The organism is Savagea faecisuis (assembly GCF_042675605.1).
Classification (GTDB): domain Bacteria; phylum Bacillota; class Bacilli; order Bacillales_A; family Planococcaceae; genus Savagea; species Savagea faecisuis.
This window is the reverse complement of record NZ_JBHTJF010000043.1, coordinates 80,581-102,223: the sequence shown is the minus strand read 5'-3', so window position 1 is coordinate 102,223 and position 21,643 is coordinate 80,581. Positions and strand designations below refer to the sequence as shown.

Genomic DNA, 21,643 nt, shown 5'->3' with positions numbered 1-21,643 from the left:
TTCAATTAAGGAAGTAGACTATATCTTCATCTCATAAGTCTTTAGTCCTTCGAGATGCTGGGCGCTTCGGATGACTTACTTCTGCCACAAAGTAAGGTCCTACAGACTTCATCGTCATAGCTTGTGCCGTAGACGGTATGTCTTAGTCGTTGAACGTTCCCCACGGTTTCCCGACAGGGGCTTCGCTGCTGATTGTCCAATCTTTTCCGTTTTCAAACCATCACGTGTACCGTTTCCAGTTCCGCTGTGGTGGAAAAGCTCTCAGGAGATTCCAGCAATTCACCCAGTGATGATCTCTCCTATCACTAAGAGAGACGCCCGTGCAATCAAATTATCGAAGAAGTTGAAGAACTCCGTTCGGCATTTGATTCGATTGAGCCAACATTGCTTGTGCTGCTTGAGTTAAGATGTTGTTCTTTGTGAACTCCATCATTTCTTTCGCCATCGTGCGACATACACTCTCATGTATGACTAGACTATCTCTTCACCCGTTCAGCCGATTGTGGTTGCTGATTTAGGGGTTGGGCGCTTCGAATGTCCTTTCGTCTCCACGAAATTCCACCCTACAGACTTCATCGCCGTAGCTACTGCCTTAGACGGTATGTCTTAGTCGTTGAACGTTCCCCACGGTTTCCCGACAGGGGCTTCGCTGCTGATTGCCTCCTCTTCTCTCTTTTCAAACCGTCGCGCTTGTTGTTTCCAACTACGCTGTGGTGAGAGAAGCTCTACCAAGGTGTTCCAGCAATTCACCCAATGATCCTCACAGACCGTTCCCAGTCTGGACGACTATGTCCTTCTGAAGCCTATGCGGCTTGGACATGATCAACGTCACGGATACGTGATTCCGCTGCCGTTAAGTTCTCAGCTGACGCGCCGAGGTTGTTGATTGTGTGCTCTAAACGGTTTTGAATCGCACCGAGATCCGCACGTTGTGTTGATACAACGTTAATTGCATCGTTAATTGTTTTAATTGCATCGTTTGCGTCTACTTGTGAACCGATTGATAATTTTGTAGATTCTAAGTTTGTTTTACCGTCTACTTCAACTGCAGTTAATTCAATTGCACCTTCTTTAGCAACTAATTCCGTAGTATTATTTTCTGGATCTGCAACTACTGCTGCTTCTGCGTCTGCTAGCTTCGCTACTTTGCCATTAATAGTAACTACAATTTCATCTGCATCAGTAGTATTTTTGTGTACAGTCACAGTTGCTAACTCTGTATCTGATAATTTTTCAAAAGCAGTGTCTTTTAATGCAGCAGTTTTATCAGCACCTGATAATGCAGTATAACCTGTAGTTGTGTTGATTGTTGGGTCTGCAGCAACCATTTTATCCTCATCGATTTTAAATGCCTCTACTGTAACTTCCTTAACGTTATCTGCAGAGTAGATTTGTCCATCTTCTGTAGTTTTAGCAACGACATCTCCTGCCGTATTTGTATAAACACCTTCAGCGTCTGCAGTAACATCTTTCGCAACTGACTGTAAGCCAATTGCCTTTGAGTCCATTGCTGCAATTTTAACACCAATACTTTGATCTTTGTTTGCACCAATATGGAATTTTTTATCTTCGAACGTTCCATCAATTAATTTTTGTGTGTTGAACTCAGTGCGTCCCGCAATGTCGTTAATTTCTGCAACGAGTGCTTCAACTTCTGATTGCATTGCTTCACGGTCGACTTCGTTAATGTTCGTGTCGTTTGCTGATTGAACAGCTAACTCACGCATACGTTGAAGAATTGAGTGTGTTTCGTGAAGTGCGCCTTCCGCTGTTTGGATGAGTGAGATGCCGTCTTGTGCGTTTTTCTCAGCCATGTTTAAACCTTTGATTTGTGCGCGCATTTTTTCAGAGATCGCAAGACCTGCTGCGTCGTCTCCTGCACGGTTGATACGGTAACCTGAAGAAAGTTTCTCGAGGTTTTTCCCTACGTTCGTGTTGTTGAAGTTCATTTGGCGGTGTGTGTTAATTGCCGCGATGTTGTGATTAATTCTCATGATTAATCTTCCTCCTTGAATGTTTGTATTTTCTCAAGCGTCCTTGCTTGAGTGTGAGTGGATATCTCCCTCACTAATACTATGTATCGGAGCTTGCTTTTCATTGTTTACTATTTTTCATCATTTTTTATATTTTCTTTTTATTTTTGTCTAAAGTGTGACATTCGGAACAGTAACTGTTACAAGTATTGCAATTATAATAAGTATTAACATCATCTCAATAAAAAAATGACGGCTCATTTGCCATCATTTTTCTTCATTATTATTTAATTGCATTAAGCTCGATAAGTCTGTTGCGACGGCGCTTTTGTTTTCATCTGTTAATTGTTCGAGTAATTCACCACGAACGAGTTCGACGGATTTTGGAGCGTCGATGCCGAGCCTCACGGTGTCGCCAGAGATGTCGATTACTTTCAATGTGATGTTGTCACCGATTTGGATCGTTTCGCCTTTTTTGCGTGCGAGGACGAGCATTTACTTCGCCCCCTTGTCGATCGGGTGGCGCATGTCGTATGATGCGTCGTTCAAAATCATTTGCTTCCCTTTTTTCGTTTTCACGTTGAAGACGAGGGGTGCTTGTAAGTTGAGTGTCGAACGGTTGAACGGTTCTTTTACGGTGACGACCGTTAAGACGAATACTTCTTCTTTCGATTCGATGCCGAGTAAGTCGATTGTCGGTTCGTCGATGCGAATGTCGTATTGTTCAATTAATGTGTACGGGTTAGCGACGACGAATGCGACGCCTGGTGTGTCTGTCGATTGTAGTACTTGGAACATGTCGTTCCCGTCAATCGGTAAAATAGTGAATGAATGATTGTCTTCGAATCCTGGTAAGCCTTGTGGAAATTCGTAAATAAGCGCCCCTTTTAATGAGACAGATCCGTGAAATTTCGTTTCGATTTGCATGCGTCATTGCTCCTTTATTCCTTTTCTTTTAGCATAACATGAATGCTTACATTGGACTACTTTCAATCGAGAGATGTCACAATGTAGACTTACATTTATGGTATAATTTGTTTGAACTTTTACATGATAAGGAGAGATTTTATGACATTTCGTAAATGGAGTATGCTTCTCGTGCTCGTTTTCGCTTTGGCGGCTTGTTCGAACAATGGAACGAGTGTTGAATCTGCAAAGCGTGCATTAGAGGAGATGGAGTTAGAAGAAAGTGAAGCAGCAGAAGAATCGAATAAAGAACGAGCTTTTCAATTGTTAGAGGAAGACCTCGCGTGGATGAGCGAACAAAACTCAAACGTTCATGCGCCGTATGAATCGCATATTATCGATTTTGATACGCACGAACCGATCGGACCACACGTCCAGTACAATGTAGATGAAGGATCTGACTTCGACGTCAACCGTTACCCTTTTTTCGTATCGTTTCACGGTAAACAATACAAACTCGAACTCGGCTGGACAGGTCCGAACTTACATACGTTAAGCTACACGGAGTTGTCTGATAGTATTCGAGCTCGTAAAGAAGGTTGGTTTTCAGAACCGTTTTTCCCTTTTATTCATGAATTGGGCTTTGCGTTTGATCCATCTGACTGGCAAATAACAGCGGCTGACTTAGACGGTGACGGTATGTTAGAAATCATCGTGACGGCACGCTATACAGAAGATGTTTCGACAGATAAAATTTTAGCCGTCTACCGCTTCACCGACGATGAAGAAGAACCATTTGAATTAGCGGTCCATTTACAAACGGCCGCAAAAAGTTACCGAACAGGCATCGCTCAACAATTCCGCGTAACGAAAGCGAAAGAGATTGTTGCGGAAAACTGGGATTTCGAAGAGGCTGTCGCTTACTTTGAAGACGGAGATTGGTACGTCACTGTCAATCATTACTTACCGGCAAGCGATAATTTAAGTACTGCATACGTTTTGATTTCTGGCTTTGGAGAAGATCCTGAATTTACACGTCACCGGACACCCGCTCCTTATCTCGAAACATGCTACATCTCATGGAACACGGACGTCACCGCTTCGAAAGCGGATAACAAAGATAGCAAATCGTCCGATAAGCAATCAGCGAATGGCACATCTTCAGGAGATAGCTCGTCGAAAGGAAGTAGTAATTCTTCCAACAACGACAGCTCGTCTAAGCAAAATAATACGTCTAAACAAAGTAGCGCATCATTCACACCGACCGTTCCGAAAAAGTCGGACATGCAGTTAGAAGGAGTGTTGCGCGACTTACCGGAATCTTGTCAATACTCCCCGACACCGTGTCAGCCGATGTCGACGGAAGATATTAAAGAGCGAGCAGGAGCTGCGGCCATTTTCTACATTGAAAAGAGCATCATCGCACGCAAGCAAGGCGATTACAGCATTGCCGCTCCGTACATCGCAGCAGGAAGCCCGATTGAAACCGATATGAAAAAGCTCGTTCCAGGAGATGCGAGTCGTGGCGTATCGATGACTTTTGAGAAGTTCGAGATTTTAAATGTCGTCGATCACGGAGAAGGTCGCTATGACGTCCATTTACGAAATACTTACGATATTCAAAGAACGAGGCGCACAGGCCTTCGCACATTCGAAAGCGTCTTGCGCATCGTATACAATTCATCGAGCGATACATTTTACGCATACGAACTCATTTCAGAAACTGAACTATAAGTAAACCGCTAACGAATACATGTTAAGCTAAACAAACCCCACCTTTTCAATAAGTATTTTAAAAGGTGGGATTTTCTCTGTATCTTCAATTATCATTTTATAATATTAAAACTGGCTTCATCACTCTTTGATTAATCGCATCTTCAAATGCTTCTTGATAATTTTCAAAAGGGTATGTTTGAATTAACGCTTTAATATCTATTGCTCTACTCTCCAAAAGTTTCAACGCTTGTTCATAGTGAGAAGCATTTGACGTATAACTTGTCGCAATTTGAATTTCATTACGAACTAAGTAAGTTAAGTCACATTCAAACGTTCGAGCATAAATACCGAAAACGACAATTTCGCCGCCTCTCGTTATTAAAGACAGCGCTTCTTTAAATGCATGAATAGAACCTGATGCTTCTACAATGTGACTTACCTTCCTTATCCCCCATTGTTTATAAAGTACATCCTCAACGTTTTCTTTTTCGATATTTACAGTTAATAAACCGAGTTTTCTAGCTACTGATAGTCGAACTTTTTCATCTTGATTCATACCGACAACGACCACTTTCTTTGCTCCTAAAGAACGCACAGCTACAGCTGCTATTATTCCTTGTATCCCCGGACCAAATACGACAACGGATGAATGTTCATTAATTGTGCTATGACTATATATTGCATTAATACTTACTGACATAGGTTGAATAACACTCGCTTCGACAGTTGTAATTTCATCTGAAATCTTGTGTAACATTTTTTCATTGACAGCGACATATTGTGCCATTGCTCCATTTACATCAATACCTGTCATTTTATAGTTTTCACATAAGTGAGTTTTATGTTGTGTACAGGCTTCACATACTCCACAAAATATGTTTGATTCCCCTATCACTTTATCTCCAATTTGATAATTTTTCACTTGCGATCCGATTTGAATAATTTCTCCGCTATATTCATGTCCTATAATTGTGCCATCCTTCATACGATCGTAGGTATTATCTGATTGATATATATGCACGTCCGATCCACATATCGCGACGGCTTCTACCTTTACTAATACTTCCATTTCTTTTATGTTAGGCATTGGTACATCACACAATGTTAAACCGTAATTATCTATTTTTTGCTTTATCAAAGCTTTCATTGTAATCAGTCACTTCCATTTTTTATTCGATTCACTAATCTATCTAATGAATCTAAGTCCAAACTTTTGTCACTCAACTTCAAGATATTTGCATAGTGCAACTGTTCACCTGCCACAAAATTGTCTATTCGATTTAAAGCATATAACATACATTCTTTAATAACCCGCTCCACATAACGAGTTCTCAGAATTTCTTGGCGCAACTGTCCATATTGCTCAATCGCTTCAGCATATACTTCATAACCAACAGTTACCCAATCAGCATACACATTGGGAGTCGCTGATTCTTCTAAATAATATGCTTTCCCCTCTATGAACGTAGGTTGCTTTAAATTCACTTCTTCTACTATTTCTATTTTATTGATAAAAGGATATGCGATAAGCCAAGAAGGAATACCACGGGATAGGACGAGAGTAAAAGCAACTTCTGCAAACTGTTCTTTACTTATATTCACTTTGTTTAGATGTGGAAGTAAATCACGAATCGCTCTTTCATTCCTCATCCCAATGTAAATGCCTAATTCAATAAGCAATAAATCTTTTTCACTTAATTCTCTCATTCTGCATCTCCTACCATAGCAAATGCTCGGATAGGAGATCCTGTAGCATTCCTTATTTTTAACGGTGTTCCTACAAATACGATATCTTCGTAAGGAAGTAAACTTTCTAAGTTTACTAAGTTTTCTACGATATAAATATCGTTAGACAGTAAACTCAAATGTACACTACGCTTCATATTAGAGTCACAATCAATATTTCCTAAATCAATTCCTAACAATTTTAAATTTTTATCTAAAATCCATGGTATTACTTCTTCTGCTAAGCTTTCTGTTTTAAAGTATTCATCTGTTCCCCATACACACTTTGTTGTCTTGAGTAATAAAATTTGAATACTAGACCAATTTATTTTTTGTTTGAGTTCAGCTTTTTGCAACATTTCTAACGTTACGGGCTCGTCTGTTTTTTTATAAGGAGATACATCTAAAACGACAGCTTGTCCTATCGTTCTATCTAAATTCATCTCAGATGCGGATGGACCTTCTTTTATGAAGTGTAAAGGTGCGTCTATATGTGTTCCGCTATGATCAGACATCAAAATTTTTCGTGATTCAAAACCTTCACATGGTGAAATATATCGATGCCTAGAATTTTCAAATGTTGATTGTTCAACTAATTGCAATGGAGGATGTGAAGGATGGAACGACATACCATCCTTCATTTCTAATGTTAAGTCTATAATTTTCATCCTACTTCCCACTCCTTAATGTTTTATAGTAAATATCCCCAAATCAAGAATGATGCACCAAATACTAAACCAAGCCATAGCATGATAATCACCATATATCCCATCACATCTTTTAATTTCAAGCCTGAGATAGCTAATACAGGTAAAATCCAAAATGGTTGAACCATGTTATTCCAAGCATCTCCAATCATTACTCCCATTGCGACTTTTTCAAATGGAGCTTGTAAAGCATTAGCAGCTTCAATCATAATTGGCCCTTGTACAGCCCATTGTCCACCAGCAGAAGGTGCTAAAATATTAATAAACCAAGCACTAATTAAACTAAAGAAAGGTAAACTTTCGGCAGACGCAAAGCTAACAAACCAATTTGAGAATGTAACAACTAAACCACTACCGACTAAAATTCCCATGATTCCGGCATAAAAAGGATATTGGAGAATAATTCCTGAAACAGTTTTAATGCCATCATTTAAAAGCTTAATATAATAAATCGGAGCCCCTAACAATAAAATTCCTAAAAACAAGAAAGCAAAGTTAACAATGTTTAAATCTAATGATCCTCCATCTTTGAAATGTAAAAACACATAGAATAATCCTAGCCCACCAATTAAATATCCAATCCACTTCGATTGATTTAATTTATTTGCAATTGTATCTTCTTTCTCATCTTCCGTAAGCGCTAACAAATTTTCTTCTTCATCTTCTGGTTCAACCTCAATAATTTTTGATGGGTCTTTCGGATGTAAGAAAGCATTTAATAAAGGTAATGTAATTAAAACAGCTAATGTTGTTAATAATAAAGGTAAAGAAAAAATTGTTTCTGTTAAAGGTATTATTCCCATCGCTTCTTCCAAAAAGTGTCCTGGTGTAGAAATTAATACTGGAACTGTTCCTGAAATACCCAAACCATATAAAGAGAACCCACTATATCCTGCAGCGATAATTAAAGGATAATGAATCCCTTTAATATTTTTAGCCAATTTGTTCGCTACAATTCCTCCAACAATTAAACCAAATCCCCAGTTTATTAAACTCCCGATTCCACCAGCTAGTGTCGCAATAATATAAGCTTGCTTCGGTGAATTCACTTTAGCTACAATACCATTTAAAATCTTGTCTACAATTGGTGTTTTAGCTAAAACGTAACCTGCTGCTAAAATAACTGCCATTTGTGTAGTAAAAGCTAAAAGATCCCAAAAACCACTTCCCCAATACTTTGTAGTATCTACAAAGCTTGTTTTTTGTAAAATCATTGCCAACATTCCTGTTAAAATCGTCAATAAAATTGCAATTGTAAATGAATCGGGTAAGTATTTTTTCATTAAGTTTGTAAAAAATGTGTTTAAACTAGTCATTATTTTTCTCCCCTTTAATGATTTTCATAATATCACTCAACATTTTTTCACTTTCTGCTAAGTATTCTTTTTTACTACTTTCTGTCCATTCATAAAACCCACGATTATCTTTCATTCCCCTTTCATTTTGTTCGATTTTGGTTAGAAGTAGTGAACTCACTGTTTCGTTATTCGCTAACGTCGGATAAACAGATTTGGTCACTTCATAATGGATATCTAAACCGTTAATATCTCTTTGTAAAAACAATCCATTTGTAACTAATCGAATCCCTAATGACCAGCGAACGAGCATATCTAAATCTTCAATTGATATGACATCTTCCTCTATGAGAAATAATGCTTCTCTCATGATTGCTGCTTGTAAGCGGTTACCTGCAAGTCCAGGATAATCTTTATTAATTTGAATAGGATACTTTTCGATATCTTTCAATACTTTATTTACTAAGTTTAATGATTCTTTATTAGTTACCTTGGGATTGCTCATCACTTCAACAATTGGAATTAAATCAGCTGGTGTAAAAAAATGAGTAGCAATTAATCTTTCTGGATTTTTCATAGAAGCTGATAACTGCTCTAAAGTAAAACTAGACGTATTCGTACAAATAACGGTGTTTGAAAATGCATGTTCTAATTCTTTGAAAACTCGTTTTTTTGTAATTAAATTCTCTGTTACTGCCTCAAAACAAATATCCACTTCAGATACTTCAGTTAATTCTGATAATAGAGTTATATCAGAATCGATATTGCAAGAAATTTCGAGTCTCCTTTTTGTTTCTTTCTCAAACAAAAATACTTCGTGTCGTTTTGCTAATGCCGTAGCAATAGCAAAACCCATGCCTCCTCCTCCTACAACTAACAATTTCAATTACATCATCCTCCTTAAAGTAAAAAAACGGCATTAACTAAAAGCTGAATAAAATACAGCTTTTAGTTAATGCCGTTTTTAAATAATTTGAAAATTAAAATAGGTAATATTTTAATTATTATTTAAAGGGCGTTTATTATTTAATTATTTGTGAGCACGTCATCTACATAGCGTTGGTGCGCTATTTTCAAAGCAACTAAAACAGACTGCTGTGAAGGTGCATAATAATGTTCATTTATTCTTTTTATTATTAAATCTAATTCTTCATAAAAATTAAAACCAACTAATAATTTACTAAAAAATTGTTTAGCGACTTCAGTAATAAAAGTAAACTCTGCATTTACAATTTTATGTGTTTCTTTCTCAATTTCTAGTACGATACCAGAATGTTTGAACTTTTCATACATTGCAGTTCCTTGAGGTGCTCTTGAATAAGCAGTGATGAGTATAGTATCCACTATTAATCCTCCTGAATACTTTTATTTTATAAGAATATAACAAACTACTTGAATTGTGTCAATATTATATTAACAATTTCTAGAGACGAATATCAATATGAATGTGACCATAGTCTTCCATGACGCCTGACACTTTGCCTGGCGTATATTCATGGATCGGCTTATTCACTTGTACGTCGAGCGTCGGCTTTTGCGGTTCGACATTTATATCCGTCGTTCCTGGTTCAATCGAGAACTCGACACCGAAACGCCCGAGTAAGAAACGAACGTTAATATCAGCTGGTGGAGGATAGGCGTTGTTTTTTGCGATATTTTGAATCGCTTCCCCACCATCTTCAATGCGCATCATTTGCGTTCCTTCCGATGCGCGACGAGCCATCCCTTCTTGAACGGCACTTAACCCTTCTTTCGCAAATTCGTCCATCGCACGTAATATGTTTTTACGTTCCATCGATGCCCACGCTTCCGTCTGGTCGATCGTCAGCGTCGGTTGCGTGCGACGAATGTCGAGAATAGCAGCAGGTTGCGTCTGTTGCATCGAAGCTTTCGGTTGTTCAATCGACTGTTGCGGTTTGTCGATTTGTAAGCCGAGCTTCGCAGGACGTGTTTCAATTTGAATTTGTGGAATGTTCATTGGCTTCACTCCTTATAGAACGGAAGCGCTCGTCATAAGACGAACGCCCCCTTCATCACTTATCGTAAAAAGTCGACGAGCGTCGGTTGAATAATACGCGCTCCGATAGAAAGTGCCGCACGGTGAATCGACTCTTGCGTCATTAAATCCGTAATGACCACTTCGTAGTCGATGTCTTCGTTTTGCGACATTTGCTTTTTCGCTGCCATCTCTTGAAGGTCGAGACGGTTATCCATTAATTCCGCACGATTTTGACGAGCTCCGACAACGGCACGCGCTTCTAATACGATATTTAAAGCATCGTCCATGGAAGCGATATGTTTGTCTAAATCAGGTTTACTTGTTTGATTATTTTTATCACCTTCGATATCCTGAATCATTGTTGTGAATTTCTTATCAATCTCATCGAAAATACCAATTCCTAAAGTATTGACTTGTAATTCTACACCATCAAACACCTCAATCTTCACTTCGCGCTGTGTGCCATTCTTTGCATCAGCTATTAATCTATAAGAATCATCATCTACTTTCTCATATAAATCTTTCTGAATCTGATCTAAATCACCGTAAGCTTTAGTATTAATAAATAAAGGACTACCCGTTTTCGTTCCAGAGAAAATATATTTATCACCAACCTTGGCGTTTGCGATATCGCGCATACTTTCTTGAAGTTGTTTCAGTTCTTGAGCAATTTTTTGACGATCATCATACGTCATCGAATCGGTTGGGACGTTGACCATGAGTTCACGCGCTCGTTTTAATACTTCCCCAGCATTGTCGAGTGCGGCGTCTGTGCTGTCTAACCAGTTGTGGACGTCGCCGACATTTCGTTTGAACTGTTCGACTTTCGCTACTTGGTGACGGTACGCGATTCCTTTCATCGCGACGACCGGATCGTCAGACGGACGGTTTACTTTTTTTCCTGTATTTAATTGGTCTTGCAATTTTCCCATTTTATTATAACTGCTCGATAAGTTACGAAGCATGTTGTTCGAGAGCATCGATTGAGTTACACGCATTGCTTAGTCAGCTCCTTCTTATAATCCTACTCGGCCCATGCCGTTAATAATTTTGTCTAACGTTTCATCTACCGCTGTCATCATACGAGCGGACGCGTTGTACGCTTGTTGGAAACGAATCATATCCGTCATCTCTTCGTCGAGCGATACACTCATAACCGAAGCACGGCGGAATGTGACAGACTCCATCATCGTCGCCGCGTTAAATTCGTTACGCGCAGCTTGTTGTCCTTTCACTCCAAGTTCTCCAATCATTCCTTCGAAGAACATTTGGACAGATGAACCACCTAGTCCAGGTAACAACTCGTGTTGCACATCAGATAATGCTTTCGCATTCGCACCGTTTCCTTCTTCACCTTCTGTACTATTTTGGGAAGATGCACGTAATAGTGAAACATCGTCTTGAATGAGCTTATTCACTGTAATCGTAGCTGCTGTAATCGGAGTGCCATCTTTACTTGTAAAAAAGTCTTTAGATGTGTCATCTGCTGTTTGATTTTTAGGATATCCTAAAGCATGTTGGTCGTTAAATGCTTTCGCAAATGCTCGAGCGAGTTGGTCGAGTTGACGCATATGGTCAGGATAAAGACCTTTTACATCCTCCGCATTAACTTCTGAAGCATCTTTGGATTCAGCATATCCATAAGAATCAATAATCCCTTTTAACTTTCCCGTTTTCGGCAATTCACTGTAGCCACGCGTACTATTTTTATCTTCTACAATAGTTGCCATTGGTCCGTTTACAATTGATTCTTGTTCTGAAATAATTAACTTTTGAAACGGTTGTGTCGTTACATCTTGATCTTGACCTGGCTCCTTTTTAATCTTTGCGTAGTCCGCTTTCACATTCACCCGCTCTACACCGTTCACTAACTCCACTGGTGGATTCGAGCCAGCGATTTTGATTGTGACCGCTCCCTCTGCAATATCGAGTGCTTTTCCGCCTGATTTTGTGTAGCTCACTTCGACTGGCATGTATTCGCTCAGTTCGTCGATGAGGACGTCGCGTGCGTCGTATAAGTCGTTCGGCATGTAGCCGTTCGGTTCGATTTCTTTAATTTGTTTGTTCAACCCTGCGATTTGGTCGAGAATTGAGTTAATTTCTTTCGTCGACACGTTAATCTCGTTATGCAAGTTACGTTGAATCTCTTTCAATGAAGAGTCCATGTAGTTGAGCGATTCTGCTACCGCTACCCCACGGTCTACCGCAACGGCACGAGATCCGCCGTTTTCTGGGTCACGTGATAAGTCTTGGAGCGACTGCCAAAACAAACTCATCGAGCGCTGCAATCCGAATTCGGACGGCTCGTTTAACACGTCTTCCATCTGTTCGATCGCTTTCGAACGAGACTCCCAATACCCGAGCTTGTTCGACTCTTGACGAAATTGTTTGTCGATAAATGCATCGCGCACACGTTGCACGCTTCCCGCTTCTACCCCCGTCCCGATGAATCCAGGCATTTGAGGTGTGTTTAACCCAATACCAGGATATCCCGCAGTCGGCTGCATGTTGACGCGCTGACGTGAGTATCCTGGTGTGTTCGCGTTAGAAATGTTATGCCCTGTCGTATAGAGCGCTGACTGTTGTGTGAAGAGACCTCGCTTACTCGCTTCAAGTCCCATAAATGTAGAACGCATAAATCGTTTCCTCCTTAAGCTTGTGTATCGAAGGCGCCTTTCGCACCTGTCGACGGCCGAATGCCATGTACTTCGTTTTTCGAGTAGTTCATCGAATTAGACGGTGGCGCTGGTCGCACCATGTCGAGTGACAAATTAATAAACTGCAATGACTGAAATGTTAACTGTTGATTCAAATCGTTTTGATATTTTAAATCTTGGACCGCTCCGATCAACGCATCGCGACTATTCTCCAACTGTTCCCGCTCCGCTCCTTCAAGCACGTCCAACAACATCGAAATCGTCACATTGTCTACTCGCTTCCCGCTCCGCTCCGCATACAACTGATGCACGAGCTGTTCGCGCGCGCCGTCTAATTGGACGATCGCCGCCAAATGCGACTGTTCTTCCTTCAATAACACATCGAGTTCGAGCACTTCATTACTTTTAATGACGCTCGTCTTCTCCTGTGCGACTTTCAACAAACTGCGATGGAGACGTTCTAAATTCCCCATGAGAGCTACTAGTTGATTCATCATCGTCCATCGCCTCCTTCATCTATTTATTATCGACGATATTGATTTAATAAATTAACCGCAAGTTCGCGGGCATCTACTTGATAAGAACCGTCTTGTACACGGCTTTTTAAATCTTCTACTTTTTGTTGACGAACCGCTTCAAAGCTCGTCGTCCCTGATAAATGTTTCGCTGTATTTGAAATTTCGAGTCGATCATTAACCGCTTGACGATTTTTAACTAAATCGCTCTTCGTATCTTGTGCGCGATAAGGATTTACCCCATATAAATGTACTTTTTGAATTTTCATGAAAAACTCTCCTTTCCTCATCCCTAAAAGCTGAATTTAATCCTTAGCTATATAATCGGTCTAAATCCTTAAATGTTTATCTAAAATATGAAAAAGGATTATTCAAAAGACGTTCGACCTATCAAAAAAGAGAAATGAGCATAAAGCCCATTCCTCTTTTATAGTTTTCGACCATGATATGTCACATGTTCTTGTGTTTTTAACGCTTCTCGCAAATCTTCTGCTGCTTCGATTTGCGCAAGTTCGTTTTCAATCTCATCTTTACACTTTGTGCATAACTTCCCATCTTGTGCGATTGCCCCACAGCGATCACACGGATAGCCTAAGTTTGGGAACATCGCAGGTTGCAGACGGCCACGACGCACCCAACGATACAATAAATCTGCCTCGATATCGAATTTTGTCGTAATTTGTTCAATTGTCGCTGCACGATTTTCGCGTCGACGTAAATAGCGATACACCTCTTCATAAATCTTCTCTTCTTCTTGGAAGCATGTCGCACATACTTCACGCAATCCATTGTAGTTGAAAAACTGGCCACAGCTAGGGCAATCTCGAATTTCTGCCATTATGCTCTCTGCTACTAAAAACACATACAAAAGTATACATCTAGCTTTTTCCTGCTTCTCAGAATGCGTTCTCGGCACGTACCCCCTACTAACGTTTGTATCACTCTCCACAGGCTTTAATTCCGATGTAGCCCACCGTACTATATTGATTTAAGCAGATACTAATAATTCATACTCTGTAGCTTGTTTTAAGTTGATAGAAGCATTTAAATCACGATCTAACACAGTATGACAGTTTACACATTCATAAACTCTATCTTCTAGTGTTAAATCTACTTTTTTATGCCCACAACAGCTACACAACTTAGAACTAGGATAAAAGCGATTAACGAGTCGCAACTCAATGCCATGTACTTGACATTTCATCTGTAGTTTTGTTCTAAACTGAAAGAACCCTTGTTTTGCAATCGCCTTTGATAAGTGTCTGTTTTTCATCATACCCCGAACATTTAAATCCTCTATTGTAATGAATGCTGGTTTGGTTTTCACCAGCTCAGATATAATGTTTCTATGGTAGTTTTCTCTAATATTCGCTAGACGCTGATGTAGTTTTTGTACACGACAAATTTGCTTTTGTCGATTGTTAAAGTAGCAGGTTTCACCTGCCTTTTTATTTTTATTTTGTTCATAACTTCTACTCAATTTCCGTTGAGCTTGTTTTAATCTTCGTTCTAGTTTTCGAACTTTCTCAGTCTTGTTGATATTTCCGTAGACTTTGCCATTACTTATAATTGCAAAGTCTTTGATGCCTAAGTCAATACCGATGCCTTCGGTTTCAGGCGTTTGTTTATCTTGTTCAGGCACCTCGCACAAAACAGAAATATAGAATCTGTCTGCTTTTTGAGATACGGTACCACTTTTAATGACAGCGTTTTGCGGTAAATAATTAAACTCCTTTAACGTCATCCAACCAATCGTAGGGATTTTGATTTTATGTCGCTTGAATTCAAAATCAGTCTTATTATTTTTCGGAAAATAAGCCTTCACATCTTGCCTAGCTTTCTTTTTGAAGCGAGGATGTTTGCTTAATCCTTTGAAAAAGTTTTTATAAGCACGATATGCATTCATAATAGACTGCTTAACCGCCTTACTTGATACCTCCTTAATCCACATATCTTGTTGGTTTTGTTTTGTGTGAGTGTTGTTCAGCCATTTAGAAAAGTCATACCCACTCATAAACTTTTTACCTTCTTTGTAGCGATCAATATTTGTTGCGATATACATATTATAAACATAACGACAAACACCGAAGGTTCTGATCAGCTTTTCACGTTGCTGCTTTGTTGGTTTAATTTCTAATTTGTATGAACGCTTCATAACTGATCATCCTTTCTTATTTTTTGTTTGTATTTACGTAAGCCATAGATCCTACAGCTAAAGACATGAATGATTGAAATTAAGTCTTGTGTTAATTCCTCAGAAGGAGATAATTTTTCATTGTTTACAACAATGATATCTGTGCCTTGTTTCTTCAGTAACCGCTCAAACCAATCATACCCAAAACGAATAAACCGATCTTTATGGGCGATGATAATAGATTTAACGTTACCTTCTAAAGACTCGTCAATTAATTTATTCCACCTCTTACGATTGTAATTTAAACCACTGCCAATGTCTGTGATAACTTCATCGATAATGAGACCTCTTGCATTTGCGAACTGCTTGAGAAACTCAACTTGATTAGCTAAATCATCTTTTTGTTCACCGTTAGAAACACGTGCATAGATAACAGTCTTACCTACTTTATTTTCTTTTTGAATCCCCATGTAACTTTCATATTGTTCTTTGGTGTAATACCTTCTTCCGCTAGGGTTTCGGTAAGCTTTTAGTTTATCCTCTTTATCCCATCGTTGTAGTGTTTTTACAGAAACGCCCAGCAACTCGGACATCTCTTTTGGTTTTAGTATATTTTTCATGTCTATATTTTAATATGTCTGTCTACTTTTGTCTATGTTTTTATCTACTGTATAACAACTCCTTTTCACTGGACGACTTAAGACGAACGCATCGATGCGCTTCGCTCCCGCTTCCCGCAGTACAGCCGCCGCTTGTTGTAATGTAGTTCCTGTCGTGATGACATCATCGATTAAAATACAATGCGCACGAACGCGTACTCCTTCACGCACTCGCACAATTCGGTCCACTTGTTGGCGTTCCTCTTTCGAAAGGCGACTTAATTCTCCGTCATACACTTTCACGAGGAGTGGATCATACGGCACTTCGGCCACCCGCAACAAATGTTCAATCGGTTGAAATCCGATTCTTTCCACCTTATGTACATGAGAAGGAATCGGTACGATGCTCGCACGTCGCTCTTTCTTTAACGGAGTAAATAAAGGACGAAACAGCTTGGCTAACCGAATATGTCCGAATCCTTTATATGAGTATATCACGTCTTGCATCATTTCGTTATACTCATAATGAATTGTGACAAAATCGAGTCCTGAAAGAGAAAAGGATTGTTTAAAAGATTGAAATTGAGAGGCGCATTTTTCGCATAGCGGTTGACGGCTTCGATGTAAAATGTAGGACCAACTCATCAGCTCGCGCAACGTTCGGTCACAAATTAAACATTTCATCGCGCTTCCTCCTTCGCTCGCTCATGAAGACGATTTAACTTTTTCATTTCCCGCTCCATCGCTTTCATCGCCCGCGTCCATCCCGCATGAAAAAGGACAAAATCTCCCGTCGGATGATCTTTACTGCGTCCGACACGTCCGCCAATTTGAATGAGCGCTTCTTTCGTGAAGATTGGCTGTTCCGCCCCGAGCACTGCCACTTGTACTTTCGGAATCGTCACACCGCGTTCTAAAATCGTCGTCGTACAAAGCCCGACCCGCTCCCCGTCACGCAATTGTTGGACGAACTCTTTCCTTTGCGCGCTTTCCGAATGGACGACTTCAATCGTCGGATGAATGCGTTGCACGAAATCACGCACGCCTTCCATCGCCTCAATCGAATGAAAAAACAATAAAAACGGGAGTCCAGCGTCAATTTGAGCGCGAACCCACTCGACAACAACACGAGGTAATTTCCCTTTACTTAACGCTTTCTCGTAACGCATCAGCATGCGAAATGTCGGTAAAGGGAGGGGGTGTCCGTGGAAGCGAGACGGGATGATCGTCGTATTCTCGCGGTATTCTCGTTCTAACGCTTTCGTCGGGGTTGCGGTAATCGCATGAATCGGCGCTCCTTTTTTGCGAGCCGCTTCGACATTGCGACGTAAAATGATATCGTACGTGTACGGAAATGCGTCTGCTTCATCGACGAAAATCGCATCGAACGCCTCGTCGTAATGAAAGAGCTGATGCGTCGTCGCAAGTGTAATCGCATGGTGAAACGGTTGCCCCCGATCTTCCGCTCCCCCGTACAACACTTGAATCGGCACACCTCGAAACACTTTTTCAAAACGAGGGGCGAGTTCTAAAATGACATCGACGCGCGGACTGACGACGGCGATTTGTTTTCCTTCTTTTAAATAAGCATCAATCGGGGCGAAAATCATTTCTGTCTTTCCTGCCCCACAAACAGCATAGATGAGATGACCTTCATTTTCACGTGCAGCCCGGACGAGCGCATCCGCTCCGCGTTGTTGTAAGTACGAATACGTACCGTTCCAATCGTATTCATACTTAGGCCAATTTCCCCGCTCAATCGCCCGGCACCTCACCACTTTCGAACACGAAGAAATGCGCCCCATGCGGAAGCATCGTACACAATATGTACAACGTTCACCACATGCGGCGCAAGTATAAGTTTCGAAATAATACCGTTCTTCATTGCGACAGCGACGACATATATAAGAACCGCTCGCTCGTCTTTCCACTCCGCGCAAAACTTCAAGTTCTCCTTGCGCGATAAGTGCTTCAATTGCTTCTTTGTTGAAAGGAATATTTTCGTAAGGAAGAATGCGCCCGTTCACCCATTCGATGATTTGGCGTTCCATTCTTTCCCTCCTATTTTCTTCGTTCTGACCAACCGAGTCCCATCGAGCCTTCTCCTAAATGAGTGCCGATGACAGGACCGAAATAACTAATGGTAAAGTTGACCTCTGGCAAACGTTCCTCAAGTTCCGCTTTCCATTTTTCTGCTTCTTCTAAACTGTTCGCATGGATGATCGAAGCATCGAGTTTTTTCGTTTTCGCATCTTCTGCCAATAGATCTTCAATACGTTTCATCGCTTTTTTACGCGTGCGAATTTTTTCAAACGGGACGATCACTTTATTTTCAAAATGCAAAATCGGTTTCACTTGAAGCAAGCTCCCGATGAGGGCTTGGGCGCCGTTCAAACGTCCACCTCTCTGCAAGTGAGAAAGATCGTCCACCATGAAGTACGCGCGCACCGTCTGTTTAAGACGGTCGAGTTCTGCGACGATTTCTTCTGCAGATGCTCCTTCTTGTGCGAGTTCTGCGGCACGAATGACGTAAAATCCTTGCACGTAGCACGAAATTTCCGAGTCGTACGGAATGACGTCAATACCGTCTACCATATCGCCCGCTTGTCCCGCTCCTGCGAACGTACCGCTAATGCCGCTCGATAAATGTACCGAAACGACCGATGCATATCCTTCTTCTTTCAATTGTGTATATAAATCAACGAAACGGCCAATCGCTGGCTGACTCGTTTTTGGCAGTGGCCCTTTCCCACGCACTTTATCGTAAAATTCCGTCATGCATAAATCGACGTCTTCTTCGTACGTTTCGCCGTCGATTGTCACCATGAGTGGAATCGTATGGATGTTTAATTGTTCTTTTAATTGTGGTGGCAAGTATGCCGTACTGTCCGTTACAACTGCAGTTTTCACTCTTAATCAACTCCTGCATTCCATTTTACCGAACTTTGTCGAAAATTGAAATGAAAAGATGACAAGTGTCACTACTTTTTATACCAAAAGTATGTTATGCGTCTTTTAACTTTTCTACGATTTCTTCAATCCGACCGATTTCGCGTTTGTAATAAAGAAGTGGTTCTTTATCGTTTTTCGTAATCTTTTGTACTTCTCCGATTAAAATGTAATGGTCGCCCGCTTCAATTTGTTGCACTTTACGGCATTCAAATTGCGCAAACGCTCCGTCGATTACAGGTAAATCGTAATCTGTATCCGTCCATTCCGTCTTACCGAAACGGTCCGTCTCATCACGGCTCGCAAATGTCCAACAAACGTCCGCTTGGTCCGCCGCTAAAATGTTCACCGCAAAACGGTTCGCATCCATGAAAAATTCTAAGCTTCCTGAACGCTTATCGATCGACCATGACACGAGTAGTGGTTCAATCGATACGGACGTAAATGAGTTCACTGTCATACCGACCGGTTTCCCCTCTTCTGTCTTCGTCGTCACGACGGTCACCCCCGTCGGATAACTCCCCATCGCTTCTTTAAAATCATGAATCATTGTTCCATTCCCCTTTCAATTTCGTATTTCTGCTTTAGTGTATTACGAAATGCGAGAATAGACAAATGCGAGGCTTATTTTATATTTGATTCGTGCGAAACGTTCGCTTTCGTTGAATTTGGAGAGCTTCTTCCCAGGAGTCACGCAACGTTTCGACATGCGCTTTCGTCTCTGGCAATAGTTCATAAGCCTCTGAAATACGCATCGTAATGAACGATTGATTAATGTACATATACGTTAAAAAGAGACGCTCGCCCTTTTCGATTTTGCGATTCGTACGCCCCATCAGTTCAAACATGAGCGTCTGAATATCACGGAGCGTGTCATCACGCAAACGTGTATCGTCAGTTGCCAAAGCGCGTTCGAGCTGTTCGATTCCACGCTCCACTTGACGCAACAACAAAATGACAGCCTCTACTTCCGGCAATGTCACACGCTGAGTTTGTTGGTATTTCGCATGGGCTTCCTTATAATTCATACGTCGTCGCCTCCACCTTTCTTCTTACAATTCCAATTCCATTTTTTAAACTTTAACATAATATCGGTTATTTTTACTTCAATTGTACTAAATGTGTCCGATATTAAGAAGTGAATACATGAATAAAGTAGAAAAGAGGTGGCACTATGCGCGTTCATAGTAACGAACATATCGCATTTTCATCAAACCGTGCGACTCGCAACAATACGAACATTTCGAAATCGCTCGACCGCTTAAGCACGGGACTCAAAGCCGGTAAGGGAGAACAAAATGCTTCAGGAATCGCAATCGGTGAAAAAATGCGCGCGCAAATTCGTGGATTGTCTCAAGCCCAACATAATATGAATGACGGGTTATCTGCACTCGAGACGATGAACGAAGGAATGAACAACATTAGTGGACTGACAGACCGCATGCGTGAACTCGCTGTCATGGCAGCGACAGATACGATGACGGATGAAGACCGCGAAATTGCCCAAGAAGAGTTAAACCAATTAGCGGAAGCGATCGATGAGACAGCCCGAAATTTAGAATTTAACACACGTGCAATTCTCGGCGAAACGATTCCACTCGTCATCCAAATCGGTTCAAACTCAAACCAAAAAATCGAAATTAACTTAATTGAAGTAACAGCGAAAAAATTAAAGTTAAAAGAAGACGGCGAAAAAGACCAAATCTCAACGCGTGAAAAAGCGAATGAATTTATTACACGTTTAGATGAAGCAACAGCGATCATCGCTAAACATATGACAGAGATCGGTTCAAAAATGCAAGCAATCGAAAGCCATATGGCGAACGCTGCGATGTACGAAAGCAACTTAACACGTGCGCTTTCTGAATTAGAAGATTCTGTCATGTCACAAGAAATGATGGACTTCGTTCAAATGGACATCCGCCAACAAGGTGATCAATTGTTGATCAAACAAGTGAACAACAATATGCACGACTTATTGAAATTATTTTAATCCGAAAAGATGGAGCGACGATGCTTCATCTTTTTTTGTGCAACAAAAAACGCCTTTCCTCTCAGAAAGACGTTGTCACTTATGAAGTTTTCTGTGTAAAATCGCTGTCGCATCGTGGGTTAGACGATACTTTTGAAGCCGCTCGTGTGACGACTGATAACAATTTCGTCACTTCTTGTGGGTCTCCTTCCAGCACCGCACGCACGTACACAGAATGATCTGGGTTCGTCACATACTTCGGCTTTAAATCGTTCAGTGCAAGGGCTTTCACATCTGTTGTACAATGTTGACATTCACAACAAAGTTTCAACTGGGTTTGATAACGTTTCAACACTTCTTCTACAACTTCTTCCATTACGTTCACAATCATTTCGCATTCCCCTTTTTCATGTATTTTTATATGAAACTATGACCTATTAAGTTCTTACAAGGTCCTTTAGCCTATCGCGATATTGAATTAATTTAATTGTAGCAT

The 21,643-nt window shown here is 40.6% G+C and carries 25 protein-coding genes and 1 pseudogene; 2 read left to right on the top strand and 24 right to left on the bottom strand.

All coding sequences use genetic code 11. The annotated features are described in order from the left end of the window. Positions 1–331: 331 nt before the first annotated feature. The 4 genes and pseudogenes from ACFQ0V_RS13005 to fliW all read right to left on the bottom strand — a co-directional run. A pseudogene (locus ACFQ0V_RS13005) lies at positions 332–445 on the bottom strand (flagellin); the annotation flags it as partial. A 358-nt stretch (positions 446–803) separates the two neighbouring features. Next, positions 804–1,994 (bottom strand): flagellin N-terminal helical domain-containing protein, encoded by a 1,191-nt coding sequence (locus tag ACFQ0V_RS13000; RefSeq protein WP_381014375.1) that lies wholly within the window; start codon positions 1,992–1,994, stop codon positions 804–806. A gap of 246 nt (positions 1,995–2,240) precedes the next feature. Further along, the gene (gene csrA, locus ACFQ0V_RS12995; protein WP_381014373.1) at positions 2,241–2,468 is read right to left on the bottom strand and encodes a carbon storage regulator CsrA; all 228 of its coding nucleotides are present in this window, start codon (positions 2,466–2,468) and stop codon (positions 2,241–2,243) included. Next, a complete protein-coding gene (fliW, locus tag ACFQ0V_RS12990) occupies positions 2,469–2,900 on the bottom strand; it encodes a flagellar assembly protein FliW (protein ID WP_381014371.1) in 432 nt (143 codons plus the stop codon). 141 nt (positions 2,901–3,041) lie between these two features. Here fliW and ACFQ0V_RS12985 point away from each other — a divergent pair, with 141 nt between their 5' ends. Then, positions 3,042–4,613, top strand: a complete 1,572-nt coding sequence (locus ACFQ0V_RS12985) for an FG-GAP repeat domain-containing protein (protein ID WP_381014369.1) — start codon at positions 3,042–3,044, stop codon at positions 4,611–4,613. Between the two features lie 97 nt (positions 4,614–4,710). Here ACFQ0V_RS12985 and ACFQ0V_RS12980 read toward each other — a convergent pair whose 3' ends face one another. The 19 genes from ACFQ0V_RS12980 to ACFQ0V_RS12890 form a co-directional block, all read right to left on the bottom strand. Further along, positions 4,711–5,742, bottom strand: a complete 1,032-nt coding sequence (locus ACFQ0V_RS12980; protein ID WP_381014368.1) for a zinc-dependent alcohol dehydrogenase — start codon at positions 5,740–5,742, stop codon at positions 4,711–4,713. Between the two features lie 5 nt (positions 5,743–5,747). After that, complete coding sequence (locus ACFQ0V_RS12975) at positions 5,748–6,302, bottom strand: hypothetical protein (RefSeq protein WP_381014366.1); 555 nt, start codon at positions 6,300–6,302, stop codon at positions 5,748–5,750. Beyond that, positions 6,299–6,988 (bottom strand): cyclase family protein, encoded by a 690-nt coding sequence (locus tag ACFQ0V_RS12970; protein WP_381014365.1) that lies wholly within the window; start codon positions 6,986–6,988, stop codon positions 6,299–6,301. Before ACFQ0V_RS12970 ends, ACFQ0V_RS12975 begins: the two co-directional genes overlap by 4 nt. Before the next feature lie 23 nt (positions 6,989–7,011). Next, positions 7,012–8,343, bottom strand: coding sequence for a short-chain fatty acid transporter (locus tag ACFQ0V_RS12965; protein WP_381014363.1), 1,332 nt, complete (start codon positions 8,341–8,343; stop codon positions 7,012–7,014). Further along, positions 8,336–9,208, bottom strand: a complete 873-nt coding sequence (locus ACFQ0V_RS12960) for a 3-hydroxyacyl-CoA dehydrogenase NAD-binding domain-containing protein (protein ID WP_381014362.1) — start codon at positions 9,206–9,208, stop codon at positions 8,336–8,338. Before ACFQ0V_RS12960 ends, ACFQ0V_RS12965 begins: the two co-directional genes overlap by 8 nt. 140 nt (positions 9,209–9,348) lie before the next feature. Beyond that, on the bottom strand, positions 9,349–9,666 hold the full coding sequence (locus ACFQ0V_RS12955) for a DUF3870 domain-containing protein (protein WP_381014360.1): 318 nt from the start codon (positions 9,664–9,666) through the stop codon (positions 9,349–9,351). 79 nt (positions 9,667–9,745) lie between these two features. Continuing rightward, positions 9,746–10,300 (bottom strand): DUF6470 family protein, encoded by a 555-nt coding sequence (locus ACFQ0V_RS12950; protein WP_381014358.1) that lies wholly within the window; start codon positions 10,298–10,300, stop codon positions 9,746–9,748. A 59-nt stretch (positions 10,301–10,359) separates the two neighbouring features. Further along, positions 10,360–11,319: a flagellar hook-associated protein FlgL gene (gene flgL, locus ACFQ0V_RS12945; RefSeq protein ID WP_381014356.1), complete on the bottom strand. Its 960-nt coding sequence runs from the start codon at positions 11,317–11,319 to the stop codon at positions 10,360–10,362. An 18-nt stretch (positions 11,320–11,337) separates the two neighbouring features. Beyond that, complete coding sequence (gene flgK / locus ACFQ0V_RS12940) at positions 11,338–12,957, bottom strand: flagellar hook-associated protein FlgK (protein WP_381014354.1); 1,620 nt, start codon at positions 12,955–12,957, stop codon at positions 11,338–11,340. Positions 12,958–12,971: 14 nt separating this feature from the next. Beyond that, positions 12,972–13,475 carry a flagellar protein FlgN gene (locus tag ACFQ0V_RS12935; RefSeq protein ID WP_381014352.1) on the bottom strand — a complete coding sequence of 168 codons (504 nt, stop codon included), beginning with the start codon at positions 13,473–13,475 and terminating at the stop codon, positions 12,972–12,974. Positions 13,476–13,501: 26 nt separating this feature from the next. After that, positions 13,502–13,762 carry a flagellar biosynthesis anti-sigma factor FlgM gene (gene flgM / locus ACFQ0V_RS12930; protein ID WP_381014350.1) on the bottom strand — a complete coding sequence of 87 codons (261 nt, stop codon included), beginning with the start codon at positions 13,760–13,762 and terminating at the stop codon, positions 13,502–13,504. Positions 13,763–13,920: 158 nt separating this feature from the next. Beyond that, positions 13,921–14,331 carry a TIGR03826 family flagellar region protein gene (locus ACFQ0V_RS12925; RefSeq protein ID WP_194562782.1) on the bottom strand — a complete coding sequence of 137 codons (411 nt, stop codon included), beginning with the start codon at positions 14,329–14,331 and terminating at the stop codon, positions 13,921–13,923. A 150-nt stretch (positions 14,332–14,481) separates the two neighbouring features. Next, complete coding sequence (locus tag ACFQ0V_RS12920; RefSeq protein ID WP_381014348.1) at positions 14,482–15,648, bottom strand: RNA-guided endonuclease InsQ/TnpB family protein; 1,167 nt, start codon at positions 15,646–15,648, stop codon at positions 14,482–14,484. Then, positions 15,645–16,247 (bottom strand): IS607 family transposase, encoded by a 603-nt coding sequence (locus tag ACFQ0V_RS12915; protein WP_381014346.1) that lies wholly within the window; start codon positions 16,245–16,247, stop codon positions 15,645–15,647. Before ACFQ0V_RS12915 ends, ACFQ0V_RS12920 begins: the two co-directional genes overlap by 4 nt. Before the next feature lie 9 nt (positions 16,248–16,256). Beyond that, a complete protein-coding gene (locus ACFQ0V_RS12910) occupies positions 16,257–16,910 on the bottom strand; it encodes a ComF family protein (RefSeq protein ID WP_381014344.1) in 654 nt (217 codons plus the stop codon). Continuing rightward, on the bottom strand, positions 16,907–18,277 hold the full coding sequence (locus ACFQ0V_RS12905) for a DEAD/DEAH box helicase (protein WP_381014342.1): 1,371 nt from the start codon (positions 18,275–18,277) through the stop codon (positions 16,907–16,909). Before ACFQ0V_RS12905 ends, ACFQ0V_RS12910 begins: the two co-directional genes overlap by 4 nt. A 10-nt stretch (positions 18,278–18,287) precedes the next feature. Continuing rightward, positions 18,288–19,136 (bottom strand): DegV family protein, encoded by an 849-nt coding sequence (locus ACFQ0V_RS12900; protein ID WP_381014341.1) that lies wholly within the window; start codon positions 19,134–19,136, stop codon positions 18,288–18,290. Between the two features lie 94 nt (positions 19,137–19,230). Next, positions 19,231–19,725: a flavin reductase family protein gene (locus ACFQ0V_RS12895; RefSeq protein ID WP_381014339.1), complete on the bottom strand. Its 495-nt coding sequence runs from the start codon at positions 19,723–19,725 to the stop codon at positions 19,231–19,233. A gap of 79 nt (positions 19,726–19,804) precedes the next feature. Then, positions 19,805–20,203: a flagellar protein FliS gene (locus ACFQ0V_RS12890; protein WP_381014337.1), complete on the bottom strand. Its 399-nt coding sequence runs from the start codon at positions 20,201–20,203 to the stop codon at positions 19,805–19,807. A 146-nt stretch (positions 20,204–20,349) separates the two neighbouring features. Here ACFQ0V_RS12890 and ACFQ0V_RS12885 point away from each other — a divergent pair, with 146 nt between their 5' ends. After that, complete coding sequence (locus ACFQ0V_RS12885; RefSeq protein WP_381014335.1) at positions 20,350–21,168, top strand: flagellin; 819 nt, start codon at positions 20,350–20,352, stop codon at positions 21,166–21,168. Between the two features lie 79 nt (positions 21,169–21,247). Here ACFQ0V_RS12885 and ACFQ0V_RS12880 read toward each other — a convergent pair whose 3' ends face one another. Further along, complete coding sequence (locus ACFQ0V_RS12880) at positions 21,248–21,538, bottom strand: late competence development ComFB family protein (RefSeq protein ID WP_381014333.1); 291 nt, start codon at positions 21,536–21,538, stop codon at positions 21,248–21,250. Between the last annotated feature and the right edge of the window lie 105 nt (positions 21,539–21,643).